We start from the raw sequence: 24,179 nt of genomic DNA, 5'->3' as shown, positions 1-24,179 counted from the left end.
CTACACCGCTGAAGCAGGATAGGGTCTTACTCCTGACCCGCCACAACACCGCCGAGCACCGATCCGGACTCCCCTGATGAGATCAGCACTAGGCCGATCTCGTCACCCGTTGGTCCGTAGAGTGCGCCGGTCAGGTACCCTGCTTCGAAAACACCGGTACCGCGGACCGTGACCTTGCCGGTAAGCGTGCCATCCGCCGCGATCTCTCCAACGATCTCGACCGTCAGCGTGGGTCGAACGGGGGTAGAACCAAGATATTGAGCGATCGTGATCTGACCTGTGAGTGTCCGCCCACTGTAATCGACGGTCAGGACGGAGTCGCCGACATAGTCCTGCACGTTAGCATTTGAAAAATACCGCACCCCGAAAGACTCGCCGACAAACGTCCGAGTGCCTGCCGTCGGGACGGTGTTCGACATGGTGCGATCACCGACGAGTTGCAGCGCGCGGCTCTGAGGTGGGTTGCCGCTGGCGGCGACGCGCACGTCCAGAAGTCGGACGCTTTCAGTGACGTTGTCCGTCCTCGCCGCCGTAGCCGCAGTCTTCCGAACCTCCTCAAGCAGCGGCATGATGAGGAAGGCGGACGACGCCTGGCCGATCCGGCTCTGATAGCCTCGTGTGGGCAGGAACCGCTCGGCGCTCGACCCGGTGTAGAAACTATTGCTGCCGGCACCGCGATAGCTGTCGAATGCGAAGGTCTCGTTGTATGGAATTACCGGGCCGGTGTGTCGGACGACGATGGTCTCATCTCCGTCGAAGTTGATGTCGCCGAATGCGTTGGCGCCCGGCGCATCAGGATCGCCAATCGCAACGCTGAACGCCGTCGCGTTCTGCGTATCGAGCGTGTTGCCAGTGCCGCCCGCAGTCAGACCTGCCTGTACGAACGTCTGTACGACGACGGAGGGGGTTGGCGTGGGTGAAGGGGTTGGCGTGGGCGAAGACGTCGGCGTTGGCGATGGGACGCTAACGATCGGCGCTGTGGATGTCCCACCGCCGCCACCGCCACCGCCGCACCCGGCCAACGCGAGCACGCAGACACCGGACAGCAAACGGTTGATAATCATACACTTTCTCTCGAAGTCTGCTTGCCATTGTTACAGGTCTGCCTGACACTATGCGAGTACCTGACCGCCACGTCCATCGATAAGCGGGTACGGCTCGAGCAGCTGAGCTTGATCAGCGGATCGGCATTGACAAGCTTCCAGTTCTGAAAAGCCCCCTCTCGTTTGCCGGCGCCCGGCCCGGCGCCCGGCTTCGGGCGGAGGCAGACATTGCGGTGTCGCGGAAGTGCTAAGTTTCGCAGCAAAGCCCTCAGCGCTCGTGTTCTCTCGCGTCCTGATGTCGCAAAAGTAGGTTGCAAAATACCTTTATTCTGATGCAATTTTGCAACATGCTAATTGGCTATGCTCGAGCGAATCCGTTATGAACGCGTCGGTGGGCATATTCCCGTGGTCGGCTTTCGTCGCCATCAGACTTCTCCCCTCCAGAATCGGAGGGGGCGCCGTCCGCCGGCGCCGGGCCCCTGCTTCTTGACCGCCTGCTCGGTCACGATCATTTCCTTGAGCAGCTTGCGTTCGAGATCGAGTCGGTCGCCGTCCTTCATGTGGTCAGCGAATTCTTGGAAACGCTCGGTCTGCCAGCTGAACCAATCCCAGAAGCGATCGCGTTCCCATGCCTCGTCGAAGGCGATCGACCAAAATCTGCCGTCAGCGGTTCCGTATTCGAGGATTACCGCGAAGCGCTTCTTCCGCATTCGGTAGTGGGCCGCGACCTCGGCCGTGGCGGCTAATTCCTGCTCGGCCAGCAGGCCAGCTTCTTCCGCTTCGCGATCTGCGTTGGCCTGGGCGTGCCCACGTTCGATCGCGTATTCCGAGACCACGGCCGAGACGATCGACGTCAGCCATGCCGTGCCGATTGCGGTTGCCCCGACGCTCCAGTAAGTGAAGCTGTCCTGCTGATGGCTCAGCGCCTCGTATGCATCCCTCGCGGAAGAGGAGTGTGTATAGCTCGCTCCATGCGGACATGCTCAGTACAGGAACGCCGTCGCACCGGAGTTCTCTCACGAGGCGAACCCTAGCACCGTCGAGTTCGAGCGACACTGCCGGTACGATTGCGCCGTCTACTTCGGTCCGCTGAGGCCAGGTCGCCGGGTCATGCGGACGAACGCTTTGAGATACGTTTGATGGAGAAATCTTGGGCATTCCTGTCTCCTGGGTAGAGCGCAGAAATGGGATAAGACCAGCCCTTTAAGCCATGATATTCGCGCCGCATGGTGGTGCGCACGAACCGCAGCTATACTGCTGTTCCACAGAAGCGCTGGATGCCCCGTGAGGATTCGAACCTCAATAGGCGGTATCAGAAACCGCAGTCTTACCATTAGACGACGGGGCATCAGCGAGGGCGCGATCTAAGCGGAGGTTTGCGCCGTGTCAACGCCGAGATTTCGCGGATCCGCCACGTCGCTTGCGTAATCGCCGCGCTGCGCTACATTCGTTGGCAAGCACCGGGCGGGTATTTTCCTGCGGCGGCAGATATAGATAGTGAGTTTTACGGCGATGGGGGATGTTTCCGCCCGAATGCCGTCCCGGCAGGCTGGTCCTGCCCGTCCGGCGGCGACCCGGCCCGGTCGAGGGCGGTGGGCCGATGCGCAAGCGTTTGCCGCGCTGGATCTCGGCACCAACAATTGCAGATTGCTGATCGCGCGACCACAGGCAGGCGGGTTCGCGGTGATCGACGCGTTCTCGCGAATCGTCCGGCTCGGCGAGGGGCTCGCGTCCACCGGGCAGCTGAGCGACGCCGCGATCGAACGCACGATCGCCGCGCTGCGCGTGTGTTCGGACAAGCTGAAACGCCGCAACGTCACGCTCGCGCGGTCGGTCGCGACCGAAGCCTGCCGCCAGGCGCGCAACGGCCCCGCCTTCATCGCCCGCGCGCTTGCCGAGACGGGCATCCATCTCGACATCATCACCGCGGAGGAAGAGGCGCGGCTGGCCGTGCTCGGCTGCCATGCGCTGATCGAACCCGGCAACGACCCCGCGCTGATCTTCGACATCGGCGGCGGTTCGACCGAACTCGTGCTGGTCGATACGTCGACGCCGATCCCGACCGTGCTCGACTGGCATTCCGCGCCCTGGGGTGTCGTGTCGCTGACCGAACATGCGGGCGGCGGCAAGGGCGAGGCGGGCCGACGCGCGGCCTATGCACGAATGCGCCAGGTCGTCGCGGACAGCATCGCCCCGTTCGCCGCGCGGCTGCCGGTCAATGTCGAGCGGCCCCGGCTGCTCGGCACCAGCGGCACCGTGACAACGCTCGGCAGCGTACATCTGGGGCTCAGCCATTACGACCGGTCGGAAGTCGACGGGCTGATCGTGCCCGCCAGCGCGATGCGGCGGATCAGCGCGGACCTGTCGCACATGGCGATCGAGGAGCGGGCGAAGCTCGCCTGCATCGGAAACGAGCGCGCCGACCTGGTGGTCGCGGGCTGCGCGATATTGGAGACGATCATGGACATCTGGCCCGCCGAACGGCTCGGCATCGCCGACCGCGGCATTCGCGAGGGCATATTGCGCCGCCTGATGGGGAGCCCCAGGCCATGAGCCGCGGCGGCTCGGGCGGGCATACCCGCGTCCTCACCGCGCGCAAGCGGACCGCGCAGTCGACGCGCTGGCTCGAGCGCCAGCTGAATGACCCGTACGTCAAGCGCGCCAAGGCGGAGGGCTATCGCAGCCGCGCGGCGTACAAGCTGACCGAGCTCGACGAACGGTTCGAGGTCATCAAGGGGTCGAAGCGCGTCATCGACCTCGGCATCGCGCCGGGTGGCTGGGCACAGGTGATCAAGCGGCGCCTGCCCAAGGCGGCGGTGGTCGGGATCGACCTGTTGCCGGTCGATCCGATCGACGGCGTGACGATCTTCCAGATGGATTTCATGGACGACGCGGCGCCCGCCATGCTGATCGACGCGCTCGGCGGCGCGCCCGACCTGGTGCTGTCGGACATGGCAGCGAACACCGTCGGCCATCCACAGACCGATGCGCTCAGGACGATGGCGCTGGTCGAGGCGGCACTCGATTTCGCCTGTGACGTGTTGGCGAAGGGCGGGACTTTCGTCTCGAAGGTGTTCGCGGGCGGCGCTGATTCCGCGCTGGTCGCCGAGATGAAGCGCAACTTCACCAGCGTGAAGCATGCCAAGCCGCCGGCGAGCCGCAAGGGCTCGGTCGAGTGGTTCGTGGTGGCGCAGGGGTTCAAGGGGCGATCGGTCGATCGGGAGCGCTGATCCACCGATTGATAATGCCGCTGACGCCCCTCGACGGCTGACGACGCGGCTTTGCAGCGGAGGGGTGGTTTTAGGCATGATGGCCGCGGCATGGCCGGACGCGCGCTTGCGTTGAACCCTTCAGACTAAGCCCGGTAGCCCGCCGCCTCCCTCCCCCCGTTCGTGCTGACCGTAGTCGAAGCACCTTGAGTCCCATGCCCTTCGACTACGCTCAGGGCGAACGGTAGGGGGGTGGCGAACGGTGTGCGGGTGTTGAACGGTGTGGGGGTGACGCACGGTGTGGGATGGCGACCGGTGTCGGGGTGGCGACCGGTGTCGGGGTGGCGACCGGTATGAGGGTTGCGACCGGTAGCCACCGGGACGGCGAATGCGAACCGCCCCCGTTACCCCCCCGCCTCACCCCCAACGACACCCGCAGAGAAAAGGCCCGCGGACCTTCAGGTCCACGAGCCTTTCAATCACACCAGCAAAGCGATGCCGTAGCATCGTTAGCCGGAAACCGATCAGGGTCGGATCACAACACGGCTCGCGCCGCACCACGTCCGTGCGATCAACCCTCGTAATCGGCACCCAGATTCTGGTTGCGCGGCGGGGCGGCGGCGGTGAGCCGCAGCGCCTCGGCCGATGCCGCGAGGCTGCCGACGGCATCGACCTCGTCGTCATCGTCGACGCGGACCTTCTGCAGGCCCTGGATGACCGATTCCTTGAGATGCGCCGGCTTGACGTTCTCGTCGGCGATCTCGCGCAGCGCGACCACCGGGTTCTTGTCGCGATCGCGGTCGAGCGTCAGTTCGGCGCCGCCCGAGATCTGCCGCGCACGCTGCGCTGCGAACAGCACCAGGTCGAACCGGTTGGGGATCTTGTCGACACAATCTTCGACGGTAACGCGCGCCATGACGCTTCCTTCGCAACAAACACCGATAGGGAGAACACAGGCGCCTACCCACACCGCGCCACAAAGTCAAGATTTTGCCGGTTGGGTGTCCGGCGCTGCCCCGTGTCGCCCCGCCGCAAGGTTGCATCGGCCCGATGCTATGTCCACTACCCCGGGCCATGACCATGCCCGCCCCCGAGCTCGATCGCATCACGACCCCGCAGGCGGCGGAGTCGGTCTTCACCGTCGATGGCAACCAGCTGACCCTGCTCGAGGCGGGACCCGAACGCCTGACGGCACTGATCGGGCTGATCGACGGCGCGCGGCAGTCGCTCCGGATCCTCTATTATATCTATGCCGACGACGATGCCGGCCAGCGCGTGAACGCGGCGATGATCGCGGCGGCGAAACGCGGCGTGACGGTCGCGCTGATCGTCGACGGCTTTGGCAGCGACGATGCGGCGAGCGCCGATTTCTTCGACCCGCTCGAAGCCGCGGGAATCGCGGTGTGCCGGTTCTCCGCGCGATTCGGCCGGCGATATCTGCTGCGCAATCACCAGAAGCTTGCGCTGGCGGACGGCGAACAGGACGACGCGCGGATCATCGTCGGCGGCTTCAACGTCGAGGATGACTATTTCGGCACGATTGCCGACAATGCCTGGCGCGATCTCGGCCTGCTGATCGAAGGCCCGGCCGCGGGGCGGCTGACGGGCTATTTCGATGCGTTGAGCAGCTGGATCCACCAGCCCAGGGGCAAGCTGCGCAAACTAAACCACGCGCTGCGCCGCTATAGCGAGACGCAGGGGCCGACACGCTGGCTGATCGGCGGACCGACGCGGCGGCTGTCACCCTGGGCGCGGGCGGTCCGCGACGACATGCGCAGGGCGACACGGATCGACATCATCGCCGGCTATTTCACGCCGAGCCCGACGATGTTGCGGAGGCTGGATCGTGCGGGCCGTCGCACCGACCGCGTACGCATCGTCACCGCCGCGAAATCGGACAACAACGCGACGATCGCCGCCGCGCGGTTCACCTATGCCGGACTGTTGCGCAAGGGCGTGCACGTCTTCGAATATCAGCCGACCAAGCTGCACACCAAACTGTATGTCATCGACGACGCGGTCCATATCGGCTCCGCCAATTTCGACATGCGCAGCTTGTTCATCAACATGGAGCTGATGATCCGGATCGAGGATCCCGGTTTCGCCGCGCATGTCCGCCGCTATGTCGACGCCGAAATCGCCGCTTCGACCGAGATCACGCCAGCGCTGTACAAGACAAAGACCGGCTGGCTGCAGCGCGTGAAGCAGTTCGGCGCCTATTTCCTGGTCGCGGTCGTCGACCCCAATGTCTCGCGCGGATTGAACTTCGGGATCGAGGACTAGGACGCCGCTGAACGGCGGCGCCCGTTACTGCGCCGCCGTGCCGCCGACCGTCAGCCCGTCAACCAGCAGCGTCGGCTGGCCGACACCCGCCGGCACCGACTGCCCGCCCTTGCCGCACATGCCGATGCCCTCGTCGAGCGCGAAGTCGTTGCCGATCCCGCGCACCTTGGTCAGCGAGCTGGGGCCGTCGCCGATCAGCGTCGCGCCCTTGATCGGCGCGCCCAGCTTGCCGTCCTCGACCAGATACGCCTCGGTGCAGCTGAACACGAACTTGCCCGACACGATGTCGACCTGCCCGCCGCCGAACGCCTTGGCGAAAATGCCCTTCTTGACGCGGCTCAGCAGCTCGGCGGGATCGTCGTTGCCCGCCTTCATGAAGGTGTTGGTCATCCGCGGCATCGGCGCGTGCGCATAGCTTTCGCGGCGGCCATTGCCGGTCGCCTCGACGCCCATCAGCCGTGCGTTGAGCCGGTCCTGCATATAGCCCTTGAGGATCCCGTCCTCGATCAGCACGGTTTCGCGCGTCGGCGTGCCCTCGTCGTCGATCGTCAGCGAGCCGCGGCGATCCTGGAGCGATCCGTCGTCGACCACAGTCACGCCCTCGGCCGCGACGCGCTCGCCAATCCGCCCCGAAAAGGCCGACGTGCCCTTGCGGTTGAAATCGCCCTCGAGCCCGTGGCCGATCGCTTCGTGCAGCAGGATGCCGGGCCAGCCATTGCCGAGCAGCACGGTCATCTCGCCGGCGGGCGCCGCGATCGACTCGAGATTGACCAGCGCCTGCGACAGCGCCTCGTCGATCGCGCGGTTGTACGTCTCGGGCTGGAAGAGGTCGGTATAGAGATAACGGCCGCCGATACCGTAGCTGCCCGTTTCGCGACGACCATTCTGCTCGGCGACGATCGACACGTTCAGCCGCACCAGCGGCCGCACGTCGGTCGCGATGAAGCCATCAGCGCGGACGATCTCGACGACCGACCATGTCCCCGACAGGCTGACCGACACCTGCGCCACGCGCGGATCGCGTGCTCGCGCGGCGGCGTCGATCGTCTGGCACAGGTTCACCTTGTCCGCGAACGGCACGAGGTCGAGCGGGTCGGCGGCGGTGTAGCGGTGGCGGTTGGTGCCCTGGGGGGGGCCGGCCTTGGCGGCGACGCCCGGCTCGATCAGCGCCATCGTTTCGGCGGCGCGGCGGATCGCGGCGGGGGTCATCTCGTTCGAATGCGCGAACGCGGTCATCTCGCCCGACACCGCGCGCAGGCCGAAGCCCGAGCTGGTGTCATAGGAGGCGGTCTTGAGCCGGCCGTCGTCGAAGCCGAACGCCTCCGCCTTGCGGTACTGGAGATAGAGTTCGCCGTCATCGGCCTTGGCGAGCGCCTTGGCGGTCAGCGCCTGCGCCTGCTCGGGGTCGAGCGTGTCGCGGTAGAGGAACGAGCGGGGGTCTGCAGCTATCGTCATCCGATAGATATAAGCGGCTTAGCGCCCTGCGCCATCCCCATGGTCACGCAATGTCGACTGGTCCGCGCCATCGGCGGCCCCGCCGACCAAGATAAAGCGCCGATCGCAATAGCCGCAATCGACATAGCCGGTCTCGTCGATCTGCAGCCACACGCGCGGATGGCCGAGCGCTGCACCGCCGGGAATGTCGGTGGCGCCGTCGCAGGCGACGCGGGCGTGGGTGACGCGGGTGGTTTCGAGCGGCGGATGCATGCGGGCGCGATAGCAAGCGCGGGCGGGGCGGGCAATTGGTTCTTCGGTGGTGATAGGAAGGAAGGATTTGTTCACGCGGAGGCGCGGAGGCGCGGAGGTGTTGCGCTTGTCGCGAAGCGACCTTCACATCAGGAATGGCGGAACAGGGAGTGGGTCTCCCGACCGACAGGCTGGATACGACATCTTTGCGCCTCCGCGCCTCCGCGCGAACAAATCTTCTTTGCGACCCCCGAGGGGATGACCCGCCCTTCCCGTCCCGCTATGCCGCAGCCATGACCGAAGCCGCGATCGCCATCACCAATCTCTGCAAGACCTACGCCCCCGTGGGCATGGCGGCACCCAAGCGCGCGCTCGACGGGGTGACGTTCGACGTCCCGCGCGGCCAGATCTTCGGGCTGCTCGGCCCCAATGGCGCGGGCAAGTCGACGCTGATCAATATCCTGGCGGGACTTGTCAACAAGACCGATGGCAGCGCCGCGATCTGGGGCTTCGACATTGACGGCCACCCGCGCAACGCCAAGGCGTCGATCGGGATCGTCAACCAGGAGATCCTGTTCGACCCGTTCTTCTCGCCGTTCGAGACGCTCGAGATCCAGGCCGGGCTGTACGGCGTGCCCAAGGCGAAGCGCCGGACGATGGAGCTGCTCCGCGCGGTGCATCTGGAGGACAAGGCGCATGCCTATGCCCGCACGCTGTCGGGCGGCATGAAGCGGCGTCTGATGGTGGCCAAGGCGATGGTCCATTCGCCCCCCGTCCTCGTCCTCGACGAGCCGACCGCGGGCGTCGACATCGAACTGCGCCAGCAGCTCTGGACCTATGTCCGCAGCCTCAATGCCGCCGGCGTCACGGTGATCCTGACGACGCATTATCTCGAGGAAGCCGAAGAGCTCTGCGACCGGATCGCGATCATCAACAACGGCCGCCTGATCGCCAACGAACCGACCCGCGAACTCGTCGGCAAGGCGCAGGAAAAGATCGTCGCCGTCACCGTCGACCGCGATGTCGGCATGGTCCCGGCGAACGCCTGCTTCCAGAAGATCGCGCTCAAGGGCACGCGCACGCTCGAAATCACCTATGCCAAGGACCGCGTGAACGCCGGCGAAGTCCTCGCCGCGGTCCAGTCGGGCGGCTTCGGCATTGTCGACGTCTCGACCAAGGAACCCGATCTCGAGGACGTGTTCCTCAGCCTCACCCGCGCCGCCAACGCCTGAGCGCGCGCGGCTCGGGCGCAGCGCCGGGGCCGGTTCGGCTTACGCCGTGGGGCAGACCACCGTCGTGCCCTGGCCACGGTTGCTCAGCGTGGCGCGGTAGAAGAACGAGTCGCTGCCATAGGTTTGGTTGGGGCCGAATACGAGATCGACCTTGTCGCCGATTTCGAGGCCGAACTTGACCCCGTTGACCGTGGCGGTGTCGACGACGATCCCCGAGGCGACCGTGACGCCATTGCGGGTGATCCGGTAATCGACGCCGTCGCCCGTATTCGCCTTGCTGAAACAGGCGGACAGTTCGACCAGCATCGCGCGCGGCGCGGTATAGCGGATCACCGCGCGGATCGGGTTCGCGCCATCGCCTGCCGGTGCGGCGGTGGTATTATTGATGCGGAGCGGCTTGGACCAGCGATCGCCGAAATGGCTCGCGAAATCGGTGTCAAACACGCCGAGCCGGGTATCGACATTCGCCTTGTCGCGACGCCAGTAGCTCCAGGATCCGCTGCCATATTGCAGCATCGTGTCGGCGACGAGCTGCGACGCGGTGATCGTATAGCCGGTGGCGCCGCTGACGATCAGCGGCTCGGACCCGATCTTGACCGGGCCGGCGGGCAATGCCACCCCGTACATGTCGCGAACGGTGCCGCCGATGAAGCTGATCGTGCCGCGCAGACCCCATACGACCCAGCGATCGGCACCGATCCGGTAGAGGTTGAACGGAGGCGCGGGCGGGCGCAACGGTCCGCCCGCGCCGCGGCCCGGTCGACGATATCAGGCTCGCGCGCGTCGAACCGCGGCGCCCGGGACGATGCGGGCGGCCCGTCGGACGGTGCCGCGTGTCCGCCTTAGCGGTCGGTGCGCGGCCCGGCTGTGCTGCCACGCACCACGAGCGCGTGCGCCAGCGTCATGTGGCGTGTCGGGCATTCGACGCCGCGCAGTATGTCGACGAGCAGTTCGACGGTGCGCCGGCCGATCATCCCCTTGGGTTGCGCGATGGTGGTCAGCGCGGGCTGGAAATAGCGTGCGAGCGGAAGATCGTCGAACCCCATGACCGACACGTCGCCCGGACAGGACAATCCGGCCTCGCCGATCGCACTCAGCGCCCCCAGCGCCATCTCGTCGCTGAAGCAGAAGATCGCCGTCACCCCGGCGGCGAGCAGCGCGCGCGTCGCCACGAAGCCCGAACCCGCGGAATAATCGCCGATCTCGACGTGCAGCGCGTCGCGCAGGCCGTGCCGTTCGGCCGCACGCAGCGCACCCCTCAGACGGTCGCGGCTGATCGGACTGATCTCGGGGCCGGTGACGACGCCGATCGCCCGGTGGCCGAGATCGGCGAGATGCGCGATCGCCTCCGCGCTCGCCGCCGCATTGTCGATATGGACGCTGGGGACGCCGAGATCCGCACTATATTCACAGCCATTGACGATCGGTGCGGCGCCCCCCTCCCGCGCGAGCAGCGACGCCAGGCTGTCGGGCAGGCGGTGGCCGAGGAAGATCAGCCCGTCGACCTCGCGACGCGACAGCATGTCGGCATATTGATCCTCGACCGCGGAATCATGCCGCGTGTCGCCGACAACGACCGAATAGCCCGCGTCGCGCGCGGCCTCCTCCGCGCCGCGGATGACGCTGGCGAAGAACGGGTTCGAGATGTCGGGGACCGTCAGCAGGATCTTGGCGGCGCGCAGCGTGCGCAGGCTGCGCGCAGCGACATTGGGCGCGTAGCCCGACGACCGGACGATCGCGAGCACGCGCAGCCGGGTCTTTTCGGACACTTGGTCCGGTCGGCTGAGCACGCGCGACACCGTTGCGGTAGAGACGCCAGCCATCGCGGCCACTTCGATGATCGTCGGCATCGCCGGGTCATGGATCCGGGCGCTGCCGCTGTCGACCGATAACCGATGTAATCCTTTACATCGATGCTTCGCCGACCTAGCCTTATGTCAGACAAGCAGCAAAACTGCGGTTGAGAGGTGGCGAATGGCGGTAGCGGACGATCTGGGAACGGCCCCCTTGCGCGGTGTCGACACCGCGACGGGCGGCTTGCTCACCGCGCGCCTCAGTGCGCTGATGTTCATGCAGTTTTTCGTCTGGGGCGCGTGGAACGTCACGCTCGGGCTGGCGATGCAGACCGTCGGGATCGGCAACCTGATCGGCAATGCCTTTTCGGTCGGTCCGATCGCCTCGATCGTCGGCTCGTTCCTGCTCGGCATGGCGGCGGCGCGCTATGTCAGTCCGAAGATGCTGATGGTCATCCTCCATCTCGTCGGCGGCGCAATCCTGTTCGTGCTGCCGTCATTCGTGACGCCCGAACGCGGCGCCAGCTTCGTCTGGCTGCTGCTCGGCTACATGATCCTCTACATGCCGACCGTGGGCCTCGCCAACACGATCGCACTCAAGAGCTTTGGCGATCGGACCGACAATTTCCCGTTCGTGCGCGCGTTCGGAACGCTCGGCTGGATCACCGCGGGGCTGATCATCGGCTGGGCGGGCCTGTCCGCGAGCCCGCAGATCTTCCGCGTCGCAGCGGTCGTCTCGATCGCACTCGGGCTCTACAGCTTCACGCTGCCCAATGTCGCCTCCGACGCGCCGCGTGACGAAAGCGTGCTGCGCCAGGTCCTGTGCGTCGAGGCCTTCGGTCTGCTCCGCCAGCGGTCGTTCCTGATCTTCATGACCTGCGCGACGCTGATCTCGATCCCGCTCGCCATGTATTATGCCTATGCCTCGCCCTATGTCGGCGCGACCGGCATCACCAATGTCGGCGGCACGCTCGCGATCGGGCAGATGTCCGAACTAGTCTTCATGTTCTCGATGCCGTGGCTCTACCGCCGGTTCGGCGTGAAGCCGTTGCTACTGGTCGGGATGATCGCCTGGGCGGCGCGCTACGCGCTGTTCGCGATCGGCGACGGCGGATCGAGCCTCTGGGCGGTCTATCTCGGCGTCGCGCTGCACGGCGTCTGCTATGACTTCTTCTTCGTCGCGGGCGCGATCTACACCGGCACGATCGCGACGCCCAAGGGGGTGAACGCACAGGCGCAGGGGATGCTGACGCTGTTCACCTATGGCGTCGGCATGCTGCTCGGGTCGCAGATCGGCGCGATGCTCTATGCGCAGCTGCCCGCCGCGCCGACCATCGCCGACTGGCAGCAAATGTGGTGGTATCCCGCGATTGCCGCCGCCGTGATCGCGCTGCTGTTCCAGATCCTGTTTCGCGACGATACCCGACGGGAGATTGCAGCATGACCGGACTGCGCGGACCAGCCATCTTTCTCGCCCAGTTTCTCGGTTCCGAGCCGCCGTTCGACACGCTCGACGGACTCGCGCAATGGGCTGCCGGACTTGGCTATGTCGGCGTGCAGATCCCCTGCACGTCGCAGCTGATCGACCTGTCGCTGGCTGCCGAGAGCAAGACCTATTGCGAAGATCTTAGCGGCCGGCTCGCCGCGCATGGCATCGCGATCACCGAGCTGTCGACGCATCTCCAGGGCCAGCTCGTCGCGGTCCACCCTGCATATGATGCGCTGTTCGACGGGTTCGCCCCGCCCGAGCTGCACGGCAAGCCCGCCGAGCGCCAGCAATGGGCGGTCGAACAGGTCAAGCTGGCCGCGCGTGCGAGCGCCAATCTCGGCCTGTCCGCGCATGCGACCTTTTCGGGCGCGCTTGCCTGGCCCTATGTCTATCCTTGGCCGCAACGCCCGGCCGGGCTGATCGAGGAGGCGTTCGCCGAGCTCGCGCGCCGCTGGACCCCGATCCTCGACGTGTTCGCGGAGGCCGGCGTCGACTGCGCGTTCGAGGTGCATCCGGGCGAGGACCTCCATGACGGCGCGTCCTGGGAACGCTTCCTTGCCGCGGTCGACAACCATCCGCGCGCGCGCCTCCTGTTCGACCCGTCGCATTTCGTGCTGCAACAGCTCGACTATCTCGACTTCATCGACCGTTATCACGACCGGATATCCTGCTTCCACGTCAAGGACGCCGAGTTCAACCCGACCGGCCGATCGGGTGTCTATGGCGGGTATGAAAGCTGGGTCGACCGCGCCGGGCGGTTCCGTTCGCTCGGCGACGGGCAGGTCGATTTCTCGGCGATCTTCAGCAAGATGGCGCAATATGGCTTTGCCGGCTGGGCGGTGCTTGAATGGGAGTGCGCGCTCAAGCGGGCCGAGGACGGCGCGCGCGAGGGCGCACCGTTCATCCGCGACCACATCATCCGCCTGACCGAGCGCCCGTTCGACGATTTCGCCGCCAGCGGGATCGATCGCGCATCGATCCGCGCGATCCTGGGGCTGGCCGAGGACCGCGCATGACCCGGCTGCGGCTTGCGATGGTCGGCGGCGGCGAGGGCGCGTTCATAGGCGCGGTCCACCGGATGGCCGCCGCGCTCGACGGCGACTGGGACCTCGTCGCAGGCGCGTTCAGCACCGATACCGGCCGCAACACGCGTACCGGCACACAGCTCGGGCTCGCCCCGGCACGCGTCTATGCGTCGTTCGAGGCGATGATCGCCGGCGAACGTGCGCTGCCCGCGGACATCCGCGCGCAGGCGGTCGCGGTCGTCACGCCCAACCATCTCCACGCGCCGATGGCGATCGCCGCGCTCGACGCGGGCTTCGACGTGCTGTGCGAAAAGCCGATGGCGATGAGCGTCGCCGAATCGGAGGCGATCGCCGCCGCCGCCAAGGCAAGCGGCCGGCATTTCGCGCTCGCCTTCACCTATAGCGGCTATCCGATGATCGACGAGGCGCGCGCCCGCGTCGCACGCGGCGATCTCGGCGCGATCCGCCTCGTCCAGGTCGAATATCTGCAGGGCTGGCTCAGCCTGCCGATCGATGGTGACGGCAACCGCCAGGCCGAATGGCGGACCGACCCGGCCCGCGCCGGGCTGGGCGGCTGTCTCGGCGATATCGGCACGCATGCCTTCCACCTCGCCGAACATGTCTGCGCGCTGCGGGTCGAGGCGGTCTCGGCGGATCTGACGACGCATGTGCCGGGCCGCCGGCTCGACGACGATGTCAGCGCGATGCTGCGGTTCGAGGGCGGGGCGCGCGGCATGCTGAAGGCGAGCCAGGTCGCCGCCGGCGAGGAAAATGCGCTCACGCTGCGAATCTATGGCGAGCGTGGCGGGCTCGAATGGGCGCAAATGGAGCCGAACACGCTCGTCATGCGCTGGCTCGACCGCCCCGCCGAGATCGTCCGCACCGGCGGCCCCGCGTTGCAGCCCGGCGTCGCCGCGCTGACGCGGACCCCGTCGGGCCATCCCGAAGGCTATATCGAGGCGTTCGCCAATCTGTACCGCGCCTTTGCGGCAACCGTGCGCGGCGAGGGCGGACGCTGGTTCCCCGGCGTCGTCGACGGGCTTCGGACGATGCGGTTTATCGAGGCGGTGATCGCCAACGCGGCATCGGACCGCAAATGGTCGCCGCTCTATCCTGGAGAGACGGAATGAAATTCTTCATCGGGCTTGGCGCCGCCAGCATCGGCGCGGCGGCCCTCATCGCCGTCTGCGCGCCGACCAGCGCCCAGACGACGCCTGCCGCGGCGCCCCCGGCCTTTGCCGCCTGCCGGGCCTGCCATACGGTCGACAAGGGCGGCCGCAACGGTATTGGCCCCAACCTTCACGGCGTGGTCGGCCGTGCCGCCGCCGCGTCGCCGGGGTTCAATTATTCGCCTGCGCTGAAGGCGTCGAAGCTGCGCTGGGACGACGCGACGCTGAGCGAATATCTCGCCTCGCCGTCGAAGAAGGTCCCAGGGTCGCGCATGCCGATCGCGACCCCGGATCCCGCGAAACGCGCCGCGATCATCGCCTATTTGAAGGCGGCGGGCGCGAAATGAGACGGATCCGGCGATGACGCTCTCCCGCCGCACGCTGATCGCTGCCGGCGCCGCGGCGTCGCTGCTCCCCGCGGGGATCGCCGCGCAGCGCCGCGGCACGACCGCCGCCCGCTTCTCGCTCGGCTATGCGCCGCATGAGGGCAGCTTTGCGAGCCGCGGCGGGTTGATCGAGCAGATCGCCTTCGCCGCCGACCAGGGCTTCACCGCCTGGGAAGACAATGAGGCCGCGGCCCGTCCCGTCGCCGACCAGGAGCGGATGGCAAAGGCGCTGTCGCAGCGTGGCATGACGATGGGCGTCTTCGTCGCGAGCATGCCCAAATGGGCGAAGTCGCGCCCCTTGCTCGGCGCGAATGACGACGCGGATCGCGAAGGGTTCCTGACCGATATCCGCGCGTCGATCGCGGTCGCCAAGCGGCTGAACGCGACCCGGATGACCGTCGTCACCGGCTTCATGGACCCGAAACTGCCCGTCGAGATCCAGACGGCGCGCGTGATCGACGTCATGCGCCGCGCCGGCGATATCGTCGCACCGCACGGCGTCGCGATGGTGATGGAGCCGCTCAACACGCGCACCAACCATCCCGGCGTCTATATGCAGACGATCGCGCAGGGCTATGCGGTCGCCCGCGGCGCGAATAGCCCTGCGGTCAAGATCCTGGCCGACCTCTACCATGAGCAGATCCAGTCGGGGAATCTGATCCCCACGCTCGACGCCTGCTGGAGCGAGATCGGCTATCTCCAGTTCGGCGACAATCCCGGCCGCAACGAGCCGATGACGGGCGAGATCAACTATGCCGCGATCGTCCGCTGGCTGCGCGGCCGGCGCTATGCGGGGGTAATCGGCATGGAACACGGCAATTCGGTGGCGGGACGCGCAGGCGAGGATCGCCTGATCGCCGCCTATCGCGCGATCGACGCGGCATGAGGGGGAAGAGCATGACGAGCTATGTGATAGCGGGGGTCGTCGCGGTGATGGCGCTGGCGACAACGGGGTCCGTTGCCGCGCAGGACAAGCCGGGCTTCACGGACACGCCGATGCTGCCCGGCGGCCAATGGCGTGTCCACGACGCCGACCGCCCTGCGCCCATCGCCGTCGCGCCGGCCGCCGCCCCCGGTGGTCCGCCCGCCGACGCGATCGTGCTGTTCGACGGCCGTTCACTCGACGCGTGGAAGCCCGATCGCATCGCCTGGCCGATCGAGAACGGTGTGCTGATAATCCCGTCGCGCGCAAAAAGCGGCGGCGAGAACAATCTCGTCTCGAAACAGAGCTTCGGCGACGTGCAGATGCATCTCGAATTCCGCTCGCCCAATCCGCCGACCAAGAGCTCGCAGGACCGCGGCAACAGCGGCATCTGGTTCATGCAGCGCTACGAGCTGCAGATCCTCGACGGCTATCGGAACCCGACCTATGCCGATGGCACGGTGGGCGGGGTCTATGGCTGGAAGCCGCCGCTGGTGAACCCGGCGCGCAAACCGGGCGAATGGCAGACCTACGACATCGTGTTCGAGCGGCCGCGCTTTGCCGCCGACGGCAGTCTGGTTCGGCCGGCTTACGTGACCGCTTTGCTCAACGGCGTGCTCGTCCAGAACCACCAGGCGATGCTCGGCACGACCAACTGGCGCCATGTCGCACGCTATACCGCGCATCCCGATGCGGCACCGATCCAGCTGCAGGACCATGATTCCCCCGTGGCGTTCCGCAACATCTGGATCCGCCCGCTGGCCGATGCGGCAATCGCGCAGGACCTTGGAAAGGACGGTAAATGATCGATCGCAGAACCGCGCTGGCCGGTGTCGCCGGCATGTTCGGCGCAGCGCTCTATGCCCCGATCGCGCGCGCGGCCGGGCTCGCACAGCAGCCGGCGGCCGGTATCCCGCCGATCAGCGAAGGGCCACCGAGCGCGCCGGTCTTCACGCCTGCACAACGTGCACTGATGACCGCGCTCAGCGAGCGCGTCCTGCCGACCACCGATACCCCCGGCGCGATCGCGGCGGACGTCCCTGCCTTTATCGAAAAGCTGCTGGCCGACTGGGCCCGGCCCGAGGACCGCGCGCCGATCATCGCCGGGCTCGACGCGATCGAGGCGCGCTGTCTGCAGGATTACAAGGTCGCCGGCGCCCGGGCGACCGCGGCACAACACGACGCGCTGCTCACCCTGGCGATGAACGACGGCCTGCCGTCGGGCGGCGCGTTCTTCACCGCGTTCCGGCAGCTCGTCATTACCGGTTACTACACGTCCGAAATCGGCATCACGCAGGAACGCGAATATCTGCCGGTCCCCGGCGAATATAACGGTGCCTTCCCCTATTCCCAGGTCAACAAGGTGTATTCCTCATGATCCTCAGCCGTAGAACCCTGCTTACGGGCACCGGTGCGGTGGCGGCGCTCGCGCTGGCCGATCGCGCGATCTCGCCCGCCTACGCCGCACAGCTCAAGGCGATCGGCCTGCAGCTCTATACCGTGCGCGAGCTGTTCGCGAAGGACCCCGTCGCCACGCTCGAGGCGGTCGCGCGGATCGGCTACCGCGAGGTCGAATTCGGCGGCGGCGGGTACGAGACGATGGATCACGCGCTGCTGCGCAAGACCATGGACCGGCTCGGCCTGACCGCACCCTCGGTGCATATCGGCTATGACGCGCTGCTTCAGCGGTTCGAACCGTCGGTGGCGATGGCGAGGACGCTCGGCGCGAAGACCGTCGTACTGCCGTACATGACCGACGAGCATCGCAACGAACAGGGCTGGAACGCCGCGCTGCCTAATTTCAACCGCTTCGCGACGCAGCTGAAGTCGGCGGGGTTCGGCTTTGCCTATCACAACCATGATTTCGAATTCACGATCCGGCCGGGCGGGGTCAGCCTGTATGATCGCCTGCTCAAGGAAACCGATCCCGCGCTCGTCAAGCTCGAGCTCGATATCTACTGGGCGGCGCATGCGGGCGAGGATCCCGCGGCGCTGATCGACCGGCTGTCCAACCGCCTCTACGCCTATCACGTCAAGGACATGCGGCCCGATCGCAGCATGACCGCGGTCGGCCAGGGCACGCTCGACTTTGCCGCTTTGTTCAAGCGCAAGTCGAGTGCCGGCGTGCAGCATTTCTACGTCGAGAACGACCAGGCGCCCGCGCCCTATCTGCCCGACATCACCACCAGCTTCCGGACGCTGCGCGCACTGCGCTTCTGATCGAGACAGGAGACCAAGACCATGGCCGCAACCAACAGGTTCGACGCGATCGTCATAGGATCGGGCGTGAGCGGCGGGTTCGCTGCGAAGGAACTCACCGAAAAGGGCCTGCGCGTCCTGATGCTCGACCGCGGCGTGATGGTCGAGCACGGCGAAGGCTATGCCTATGACGGCAAGCCCGCCTACGAGGTGCCCGCGCGCAACATCATGCCCCCGGCGCTCGTCAAAAGCGATTATTTCATCGCCAAGCACGGCTATGTCGCACCCAGCAACCGCGCCTTCTACAATGACGACCGGCTGAACCCCTATGCCTATGACGAGGGCAGCAAATTCTACTGGATCCGGCCCGCGGCGGTCGGCGGCAAGTCGCTGATCTGGGGGCGCTGGTGCTTCCGGTGGAGTGAGGAGGATTTCGAGGCGAACAAGCGCGACGGAATCGATGGCGACTGGCCGATCCGCTATGGCGACGTCGCGCCCTGGTACAGCTATGTCGAGAAATATATCGGCGTGTCCGGCTCGCGCGAGAATCTGCCCTATCTGCCGGATAGCGAATTCCAGCCACCGATACCGATGAACGTCGCGGAAAAGTGGCTGAAGCAGAATCTGGAGAGCCGCTTCCCCGGTCGCAAGCTGATCAACACGCGCCTGTCCAACATGACCGAGGACAAGCCCGAGCAGAACCGGACCAAATGCCAGTTCCGTAACCAGTGCAGCAATGGCTGTTCGTTCGGCGCCTATTTCTCGACCCAGGCGGTGACGCTGCCCGCGGCGCGCGCGACCGGCCGATTGACGCTGCAGTCGGACGCGGTCGTCACCAGCCTTGATTATGATCCCAAGGCCAAGCGCGTGACCGGCGTCCGCTACATCGATACCAAGACCGGCCAGGCACAGTCGGTACAGGCGGACCTCGTCTTCCTCTGCGCCTCGGCAATGGCATCGACGCAGATCCTGCTCAATTCGCGTCCGGCGGGCAGCGATCGCAGCCATTTCGACACGAGCGGCACGCTCGGGCGCTATGTGATGGACCATATCTTCCGCGTCGGGGTCGACGGCGAGATCGGCGGGATGCAGGAGTTCATCGAATATGGCCGCCGCCCGGGGGGCGTCTATATCCCGCGTTTCCGTAACATCGGCGGCGACGACGGCGTCGGCTTCAAACGCGGCTATGGCTATCAGGGCGGCGCCTATCGCACGCCCGCGGCACCCGTCGGGTTCGGCGCGTCGATGAAACACGGGATGCGCAACTATGCGCCGTGGCACTTCAGCATGGGCGCGTTCGGCGAATGCCTGCCTTATGCCGACAACCATGTGTCGCTGCATGCGTCGAAGGTCGACCGGTTCGGCGTGCCGCTGCTCCGGTTCGACGTGCGCTTCCACGACAACGAACTCAAGATGATGGCGGATGCGCGGGCGCAGGGCGAGGCGATGCTTCGCGGTGCCGGGCTGACCAACGTCAAGAGTTCGGAACAGGAGCACGTTCCCGGGGACGCGATCCACGAAATGGGCGGCGCGCGCATGGGGCGCGATCCGCGCACCTCGGTGCTCGACGCATGGAGCCGCGCGCACGAGGCCACCAACCTCTACGTCACCGATGGCGCGCAGATGGCTTCGGCCTCCTGCGTCAATCCGTCGCTCACCTTCATGGCGCTGACCGCGCGCGCCGCCGATCACGCAGTGAAGCAGCGCACCCGCGCCTGATCGACTCCTGCCCCTGATCTATGATATCGCTATCATTGATCAGGGGCAGGCGACGGATCAGTCGACGGAGACCTTGGGCCTGCGCCGCGGTGCCGAGTCGGACTGCCGCCGGATCAGCGTGAAATCGAACGTCTTGTGCCGGTCCTGCGGATCGATCGCCTGCGACCGGCGAATGGTCGAGGCGAGCATTTCGACCGCCGATCGCGCCATGTCCGCGATCGGCTGATGAATCGTCGTCAATTCGGGCCAGATCGCGGTCGACAGCGTCGTGTCGTCGAACCCGCACACCGTCAGGTCGCCCGGCACGTCGAGCCCGCGCCGATGCGCGACCGCGACCGTCGCGGCGGCCATGTCGTCGTTCGACGAGAAGATCGCCGATGGCTGCTCGGCGAGGCCCAGCAGCGTCTCGGCGGCATCGAGCCCTGATCGGTAGGTGAACAGCCCGTGCGCGATCAGCGACTCGTCGCGCGCGATCCCGGCCTCGTCCAGCGCCGCCGCATAGCCTTCGAGCCGACGCGCGCTCGACGACAAATTTGGGTTGCCGGTGATGAAGCCGATCCGGCGATGGCCCAGCGCGATGATGTGCCGAGTCATCGTCAGCGCCGCCTCGCGGTCGTCGATGCGGATCGCGAGCATGTCGGGCACGGGCAGCCCGCTCGCCAGCGACACGGTCGGGACCTGTGCCGCCGCCAGCAGGTCGAGCACCGCATCCGCCTCGCACAACGGCGGCGGCAGGATGATGCCGTCGATTCCGCCCTCGATCAGGTGACGCGTCACCGCGATCTCGTGCTCGCCCAGGTCGCATTTCTCGATGATGATCTGCACGTCGCTGCGCGCCGCCTGGTCGAGGCTGCCGAGCAGGAACTCGCTGAGAAAGCCCGCGCTCGGGTTGCTGTAGAGCAGGCCGATGCGGACCTGCCCCGCCCCGGCCAGGCTGCGCGCGGCCGGGTTGGGCGCATAGTTCAGCGTCGCGATCGCGTGAGTCACCGCATCGCGCGTCGCGGCGCGCACATTGCTCGTGCCGTTGATCACGCGCGATACGGTCATCGGCGAGACCCCGGCGAGTCGCGCGACGTCGCTGATGGTCGGCGCGCCGCCGGTGCGCCGCGACGTCTTGACGCGGCCGATCGAGGAAGTGTTCATGTACCAACCGTTAGCGCACCCCCTTGACGCGGCAAAGCCCCACGCGATCCGATCCCGAGTTGGTCATCGTCGTCGGGTCACGATGGACGACTCGCCCCGTTGCGAGACGCCTGCCGTTCTTTTCATGGGGTATTTTTCGTGCGCGATGATGCGGAACCCTCTTGCTCCGGCGCACGGGAGGGATATGATAGCGCTATCTCCCGCCCCGGCGGAGGACAGGTCTCGTAGAAGACCAGCTCTTAGGAAGGATCATTAAGGTCATGCGCCTCCGTTTCCCCATGCCCGCCCGCCGTGCGCGCGCGGTCCCGTTGCTGGCCGTCTCCGCTCTGGTCATTCCCGTGCTGGCGGGTCTCGCACCCGCGCTCTTCACGGGCGGGACCGCGACGGCGCAGTCCGCCGCCAAGCCGCAGGGCGAACCGCGCAGCCCCGAGGGCAAGCGCTATCTGTCGCAGCCGCTGGTCACCAGCATCTACACCGCCGACCCGTCAGCGCATGTCTTCAACGGCAAGATCTACGTCTATCCGAGCCACGACATCGACGTGACGACTGCCGACGACGATCTGGGCAACCAATATGCGATGCGCGATTACCGCGTGCTGTCGATGGACCGGATCGGCGGGCCGGTGAAGGTGAACCCCGTCGCGCTCGACGTGAAGGACGTGCCCTGGGCGTCGCAGCAGATGTGGGCGCCCGACGCGGCCTATAAGAACGGCACCTATTATCTGTATTTCCCGGTGCGCGACAAACAGCTCGACAAGAACGGGCTCGGCACCTTCCGCATCGGCGTCGCGACGTCGAAGAGCCCGGTCGGCCCGTTCAAGGCGGACCCCAAGCCGATCGCGGGCAGCTTCTCGATGGATCCCGCGGTGTTCACCGACGCGAACGGCGCCAGCTACATGTATTTCGGCGGCATCTGGGGCGGCCAGCTGCAGCGCTGGAAGGACGGCAAGTTCGACCCCAACGGCTCCGACACCGATCTCGGCCAGGACGACCAGCCCGCGCTGTCGGGCAAGATCGCGCGGTTGAACCCCGACATGAAGAGCTTTGCCGAGACGCCGCGCGACGTCCAGATCCTCGACGAGGCCGGCAAGCCCGTGCTCGGCGGCGATCATGAGCGGCGCTTCTTCGAGGCGTCCTGGGTCTTCCAGCGCGGCGGCAAATATTACTACACCTACTCGACCGGCGACACGCACTTCCTGAACTATGCGACCGGCGACAACCCGTACGGGCCGTTCACGTACAAGGGGCATATCCTGAAGCCGGTACAGGGCTGGACGAGCCACCATTCGATCATCGAGTGGAACAAGAAATGGTGGCTGTTCTATGCTGACACGCAGCTGAGCAACAAGAACCACCTGCGCAACGTCAAGGTGACCGAGCTGAAGTTCGCCGCCGACGGCTCGATCCCCACCATCGATCCGTTCGTCAACTGATGTTCCTGGGAATCGACATCGGCACGTCGGGCGTGAAGGCCGTGGTGCTCGACGAGGCCGGCAGCGTGGTCGGCCAGGGCGTCGCCGCGCTGAGCGTCCAGCGGCCGCATCCGCTCTGGTCCGAACAGGATCCCGATGCATGGTGGCACGCGACCACCGCGGCGGTCCAGGCGATCGACCCGGCCGTCCGCCGCTCGGTCCGCGGCGTCGGGCTTGCCGGGCAGATGCACGGCGCGACCCTGCTCGACGCCGACGACCGCCCTTTACGCCCCGCGATCCTGTGGAACGACGGCCGCAGCTTTGCCGAGTGCGAAGCGATGGAGCGTGCGGTGCCCGACCTGCGCGCAATCGCGGGCAACATCGCGATGCCGGGCTTCACCGCGCCCAAGCTGCTCTGGGTGCGCGAGCATGAGCCCGAGATCTTCGCGAAGATCGCGACCGTGCTGCTGCCCAAGGACTATGTCCGCCTGCTGATGACCGGCGACAAGGCATCCGACCTGTCGGACAGCGCAGGGACCCTGTGGCTCGACGTCGCCGCGCGGAGCTGGAGCGACGCGCTGCTGGCCGCGTGCGGACTGACGCAGGCGCAGATGCCACGGCTGTACGAAGGCTCCGAGATCACCGGCACGCTCACCGCCGAGGTCGCCGAACTCTGGGGCATACCGCCGGTCCCCGTCGCGGCGGGGGGCGGCGACAATGCCGCGGGTGCGGTCGGCGTCGGCGTGGTCGCGGACGGCGACGCATTGCTCTCGCTCGGCACCTCGGGCGTGATCTTCGTCGCGACGAAGGAGTTCCGTCCCAACGCCGATAGCGCGGTCCATGCCTTCTGCCATGCGCTGCCGGGCATGTGGCACCAGATGTCGGTCCATCTGTCGGCCGCGTCGTGCATCGACTGGGTCGCGCGGATCACCGGCGCGACCGGCCCGGCCGACCTGTTCGCGCGGGCCGAAGCCGCCGGTCCCGCCAGCGGCCCCGAGATCTTCCTCCCCTATCTGTCGGGCGAGCGCACCCCGCACAATGATGCCGAGGTCCGCGGCGCGTTTCTCCGGCTCGACAATGACACCGATGCCGGCCGGCTGTCGCAGGCGGTGCTCGAGGGCGTCGCCTTCGCACTCGCCGACGGGCTCGACGTGCTGCGCGCGGCGGGGACGACGGTCGAACGCCTCGCGGTCATCGGCGGCGGCGCGCGCTCGCGCTACTGGGGCGCGGTGCTCGCCGCGGCGATGGAGGTCGAACTCGTCTATCTTCAGGGCGGCGAGGTCGGCCCCGCGCTCGGCGCCGCGCGGCTCGCGCAACTCGGTGTCGATGGCGGCGATCCCGCGACCGTCTGCGTCGCACCGCCCGTGTCGCACCGCATCGCCCCCGACCCCGCACTCGTCGCCGCGCTCGCCGAGAAAAAGGCGGCGTTCCGCCAGGCCTATCCCCGTATCACCCCCAAGTCATAGGAA

At 66.7% G+C, this 24,179-nt stretch carries 23 protein-coding genes and 1 tRNA gene; 15 read left to right on the top strand and 9 right to left on the bottom strand.

Annotated features, from left to right (window positions below; genetic code table 11):
* Positions 1–26: 26 nt before the first annotated feature.
* From C8J24_RS06835 to C8J24_RS06825, 3 genes are all read right to left on the bottom strand, one after another.
* Positions 27–1,064, bottom strand: a complete 1,038-nt coding sequence (locus tag C8J24_RS06835) for a HupA family protein (RefSeq protein ID WP_107931167.1) — start codon at positions 1,062–1,064, stop codon at positions 27–29.
* A 404-nt stretch (positions 1,065–1,468) separates the two neighbouring features.
* Positions 1,469–1,879 carry a hypothetical protein gene (locus C8J24_RS06830; protein ID WP_107931165.1) on the bottom strand — a complete coding sequence of 137 codons (411 nt, stop codon included), beginning with the start codon at positions 1,877–1,879 and terminating at the stop codon, positions 1,469–1,471.
* A 438-nt stretch (positions 1,880–2,317) separates the two neighbouring features.
* Positions 2,318–2,391: transfer RNA gene (locus C8J24_RS06825), tRNA-Gln, on the bottom strand.
* A 185-nt stretch (positions 2,392–2,576) separates the two neighbouring features.
* Between C8J24_RS06825 and C8J24_RS06820 the strand changes: the two genes are divergently transcribed.
* Both C8J24_RS06820 and C8J24_RS06815 read left to right on the top strand, forming a co-directional pair.
* A complete protein-coding gene (locus tag C8J24_RS06820) occupies positions 2,577–3,596 on the top strand; it encodes a Ppx/GppA phosphatase family protein (RefSeq protein ID WP_056673048.1) in 1,020 nt (339 codons plus the stop codon).
* On the top strand, positions 3,593–4,273 hold the full coding sequence (locus C8J24_RS06815; protein WP_107931163.1) for an RlmE family RNA methyltransferase: 681 nt from the start codon (positions 3,593–3,595) through the stop codon (positions 4,271–4,273). The genes C8J24_RS06820 and C8J24_RS06815 overlap by 4 nt, the downstream gene beginning before the upstream one ends.
* A gap of 550 nt (positions 4,274–4,823) precedes the next feature.
* On the opposite strand, the gene rpoZ is transcribed toward C8J24_RS06815, so the two are convergent.
* Positions 4,824–5,168: a DNA-directed RNA polymerase subunit omega gene (rpoZ, locus tag C8J24_RS06810; RefSeq protein ID WP_031439727.1), complete on the bottom strand. Its 345-nt coding sequence runs from the start codon at positions 5,166–5,168 to the stop codon at positions 4,824–4,826.
* Between the two features lie 164 nt (positions 5,169–5,332).
* Between rpoZ and C8J24_RS06805 the strand changes: the two genes are divergently transcribed.
* Entirely contained in the window at positions 5,333–6,535 is a 1,203-nt protein-coding gene (locus C8J24_RS06805) for a phospholipase D-like domain-containing protein (protein ID WP_107931481.1), read from the top strand.
* 24 nt (positions 6,536–6,559) lie between these two features.
* On the opposite strand, the gene tldD is transcribed toward C8J24_RS06805, so the two are convergent.
* Positions 6,560–7,990: a metalloprotease TldD gene (gene tldD / locus C8J24_RS06800; RefSeq protein WP_056673054.1), complete on the bottom strand. Its 1,431-nt coding sequence runs from the start codon at positions 7,988–7,990 to the stop codon at positions 6,560–6,562.
* A gap of 18 nt (positions 7,991–8,008) precedes the next feature.
* On the bottom strand, positions 8,009–8,242 hold the full coding sequence (locus C8J24_RS06795) for a zinc-finger domain-containing protein (protein WP_031393477.1): 234 nt from the start codon (positions 8,240–8,242) through the stop codon (positions 8,009–8,011).
* Between the two features lie 272 nt (positions 8,243–8,514).
* Between C8J24_RS06795 and C8J24_RS06790 the strand changes: the two genes are divergently transcribed.
* Positions 8,515–9,453 (top strand): ABC transporter ATP-binding protein, encoded by a 939-nt coding sequence (locus tag C8J24_RS06790; protein WP_107931161.1) that lies wholly within the window; start codon positions 8,515–8,517, stop codon positions 9,451–9,453.
* A 39-nt stretch (positions 9,454–9,492) separates the two neighbouring features.
* On the opposite strand, the gene C8J24_RS06785 is transcribed toward C8J24_RS06790, so the two are convergent.
* Together C8J24_RS06785 and C8J24_RS06780 are read right to left on the bottom strand one after the other, a co-directional pair.
* Entirely contained in the window at positions 9,493–10,188 is a 696-nt protein-coding gene (locus C8J24_RS06785) for a hypothetical protein (protein ID WP_107931159.1), read from the bottom strand.
* A 107-nt stretch (positions 10,189–10,295) separates the two neighbouring features.
* On the bottom strand, positions 10,296–11,303 hold the full coding sequence (locus C8J24_RS06780; RefSeq protein ID WP_107931157.1) for a LacI family DNA-binding transcriptional regulator: 1,008 nt from the start codon (positions 11,301–11,303) through the stop codon (positions 10,296–10,298).
* Positions 11,304–11,427: 124 nt separating this feature from the next.
* Between C8J24_RS06780 and C8J24_RS06775 the strand changes: the two genes are divergently transcribed.
* Genes C8J24_RS06775 through C8J24_RS06735 form a run of 9 tightly spaced genes read left to right on the top strand, consistent with a single transcriptional unit; the run spans position 11,428 to position 20,155 of the window.
* Entirely contained in the window at positions 11,428–12,690 is a 1,263-nt protein-coding gene (locus C8J24_RS06775) for an MFS transporter (RefSeq protein ID WP_107931155.1), read from the top strand.
* The gene (locus C8J24_RS06770) at positions 12,687–13,751 is read left to right on the top strand and encodes a sugar phosphate isomerase/epimerase family protein (RefSeq protein WP_107931153.1); all 1,065 of its coding nucleotides are present in this window, start codon (positions 12,687–12,689) and stop codon (positions 13,749–13,751) included. Before C8J24_RS06775 ends, C8J24_RS06770 begins: the two co-directional genes overlap by 4 nt.
* Positions 13,748–14,890 (top strand): Gfo/Idh/MocA family protein, encoded by a 1,143-nt coding sequence (locus C8J24_RS06765; RefSeq protein ID WP_107931151.1) that lies wholly within the window; start codon positions 13,748–13,750, stop codon positions 14,888–14,890. The genes C8J24_RS06770 and C8J24_RS06765 overlap by 4 nt, the downstream gene beginning before the upstream one ends.
* Positions 14,887–15,276 (top strand): c-type cytochrome, encoded by a 390-nt coding sequence (locus tag C8J24_RS06760; protein ID WP_107931149.1) that lies wholly within the window; start codon positions 14,887–14,889, stop codon positions 15,274–15,276. Before C8J24_RS06765 ends, C8J24_RS06760 begins: the two co-directional genes overlap by 4 nt.
* 13 nt (positions 15,277–15,289) lie before the next feature.
* Positions 15,290–16,201, top strand: a complete 912-nt coding sequence (locus C8J24_RS06755; protein WP_107931147.1) for a hydroxypyruvate isomerase family protein — start codon at positions 15,290–15,292, stop codon at positions 16,199–16,201.
* Between the two features lie 11 nt (positions 16,202–16,212).
* A complete protein-coding gene (locus tag C8J24_RS06750) occupies positions 16,213–17,043 on the top strand; it encodes a 3-keto-disaccharide hydrolase (protein ID WP_107931145.1) in 831 nt (276 codons plus the stop codon).
* Positions 17,040–17,615 (top strand): gluconate 2-dehydrogenase subunit 3 family protein, encoded by a 576-nt coding sequence (locus tag C8J24_RS06745; RefSeq protein WP_107931143.1) that lies wholly within the window; start codon positions 17,040–17,042, stop codon positions 17,613–17,615. Before C8J24_RS06750 ends, C8J24_RS06745 begins: the two co-directional genes overlap by 4 nt.
* Positions 17,612–18,457 (top strand): sugar phosphate isomerase/epimerase family protein, encoded by an 846-nt coding sequence (locus C8J24_RS06740; RefSeq protein WP_107931140.1) that lies wholly within the window; start codon positions 17,612–17,614, stop codon positions 18,455–18,457. The genes C8J24_RS06745 and C8J24_RS06740 overlap by 4 nt, the downstream gene beginning before the upstream one ends.
* 21 nt (positions 18,458–18,478) lie before the next feature.
* On the top strand, positions 18,479–20,155 hold the full coding sequence (locus tag C8J24_RS06735) for a GMC family oxidoreductase (RefSeq protein WP_031440861.1): 1,677 nt from the start codon (positions 18,479–18,481) through the stop codon (positions 20,153–20,155).
* A gap of 57 nt (positions 20,156–20,212) precedes the next feature.
* On the opposite strand, the gene C8J24_RS06730 is transcribed toward C8J24_RS06735, so the two are convergent.
* Complete coding sequence (locus C8J24_RS06730) at positions 20,213–21,298, bottom strand: LacI family DNA-binding transcriptional regulator (RefSeq protein ID WP_082451164.1); 1,086 nt, start codon at positions 21,296–21,298, stop codon at positions 20,213–20,215.
* A 278-nt stretch (positions 21,299–21,576) separates the two neighbouring features.
* Here C8J24_RS06730 and C8J24_RS06725 point away from each other — a divergent pair, with 278 nt between their 5' ends.
* Positions 21,577–22,731 carry a glycoside hydrolase family 43 protein gene (locus C8J24_RS06725; RefSeq protein ID WP_107931138.1) on the top strand — a complete coding sequence of 385 codons (1,155 nt, stop codon included), beginning with the start codon at positions 21,577–21,579 and terminating at the stop codon, positions 22,729–22,731.
* The gene (xylB, locus tag C8J24_RS06720; protein ID WP_107931136.1) at positions 22,731–24,176 is read left to right on the top strand and encodes a xylulokinase; all 1,446 of its coding nucleotides are present in this window, start codon (positions 22,731–22,733) and stop codon (positions 24,174–24,176) included. The genes C8J24_RS06725 and xylB overlap by 1 nt, the downstream gene beginning before the upstream one ends.
* The last annotated feature ends 3 nt before the right edge of the window (positions 24,177–24,179 follow it).

It is taken from the genome of Sphingomonas aerolata (genome assembly GCF_003046295.1).
Lineage (GTDB): Bacteria > Pseudomonadota > Alphaproteobacteria > Sphingomonadales > Sphingomonadaceae > Sphingomonas > Sphingomonas aerolata.
Note: the sequence above shows the minus strand (reverse complement) of the source record. Positions and strands in the feature narration are given on the sequence as shown.

Bases quoted from the DNA above. Each gene is read 5' to 3' on its own strand.
- C8J24_RS06795 (WP_031393477.1), bottom strand. From the start codon at position 8,242: ATGCATCCGCCGCTCGAAACCACCCGCGTCACCCACGCCCGCGTCGCC.
- C8J24_RS06820 (WP_056673048.1), top strand. From the start codon at position 2,577: ATGCCGTCCCGGCAGGCTGGTCCTGCCCGTCCGGCGGCGACCCGGCCC.
- C8J24_RS06780 (WP_107931157.1), bottom strand. From the start codon at position 11,303: ATGCCGACGATCATCGAAGTGGCCGCGATGGCTGGCGTCTCTACCGCA.
- rpoZ (WP_031439727.1), bottom strand. From the start codon at position 5,168: ATGGCGCGCGTTACCGTCGAAGATTGTGTCGACAAGATCCCCAACCGG.
- C8J24_RS06740 (WP_107931140.1), top strand. From the start codon at position 17,612: ATGATCCTCAGCCGTAGAACCCTGCTTACGGGCACCGGTGCGGTGGCG.
- C8J24_RS06835 (WP_107931167.1), bottom strand. From the start codon at position 1,064: ATGATTATCAACCGTTTGCTGTCCGGTGTCTGCGTGCTCGCGTTGGCC.
- C8J24_RS06755 (WP_107931147.1), top strand. From the start codon at position 15,290: ATGACGCTCTCCCGCCGCACGCTGATCGCTGCCGGCGCCGCGGCGTCG.
- C8J24_RS06790 (WP_107931161.1), top strand. From the start codon at position 8,515: ATGACCGAAGCCGCGATCGCCATCACCAATCTCTGCAAGACCTACGCC.
- tldD (WP_056673054.1), bottom strand. From the start codon at position 7,990: ATGACGATAGCTGCAGACCCCCGCTCGTTCCTCTACCGCGACACGCTC.
- C8J24_RS06730 (WP_082451164.1), bottom strand. From the start codon at position 21,298: ATGAACACTTCCTCGATCGGCCGCGTCAAGACGTCGCGGCGCACCGGC.
- C8J24_RS06770 (WP_107931153.1), top strand. From the start codon at position 12,687: ATGACCGGACTGCGCGGACCAGCCATCTTTCTCGCCCAGTTTCTCGGT.
- C8J24_RS06775 (WP_107931155.1), top strand. From the start codon at position 11,428: ATGGCGGTAGCGGACGATCTGGGAACGGCCCCCTTGCGCGGTGTCGAC.
- C8J24_RS06765 (WP_107931151.1), top strand. From the start codon at position 13,748: ATGACCCGGCTGCGGCTTGCGATGGTCGGCGGCGGCGAGGGCGCGTTC.
- xylB (WP_107931136.1), top strand. From the start codon at position 22,731: ATGTTCCTGGGAATCGACATCGGCACGTCGGGCGTGAAGGCCGTGGTG.
- C8J24_RS06735 (WP_031440861.1), top strand. From the start codon at position 18,479: ATGGCCGCAACCAACAGGTTCGACGCGATCGTCATAGGATCGGGCGTG.
- C8J24_RS06815 (WP_107931163.1), top strand. From the start codon at position 3,593: ATGAGCCGCGGCGGCTCGGGCGGGCATACCCGCGTCCTCACCGCGCGC.
- C8J24_RS06805 (WP_107931481.1), top strand. From the start codon at position 5,333: ATGCCCGCCCCCGAGCTCGATCGCATCACGACCCCGCAGGCGGCGGAG.
- C8J24_RS06750 (WP_107931145.1), top strand. From the start codon at position 16,213: ATGACGAGCTATGTGATAGCGGGGGTCGTCGCGGTGATGGCGCTGGCG.
- C8J24_RS06725 (WP_107931138.1), top strand. From the start codon at position 21,577: ATGCCCGCCCGCCGTGCGCGCGCGGTCCCGTTGCTGGCCGTCTCCGCT.
- C8J24_RS06745 (WP_107931143.1), top strand. From the start codon at position 17,040: ATGATCGATCGCAGAACCGCGCTGGCCGGTGTCGCCGGCATGTTCGGC.
- C8J24_RS06760 (WP_107931149.1), top strand. From the start codon at position 14,887: ATGAAATTCTTCATCGGGCTTGGCGCCGCCAGCATCGGCGCGGCGGCC.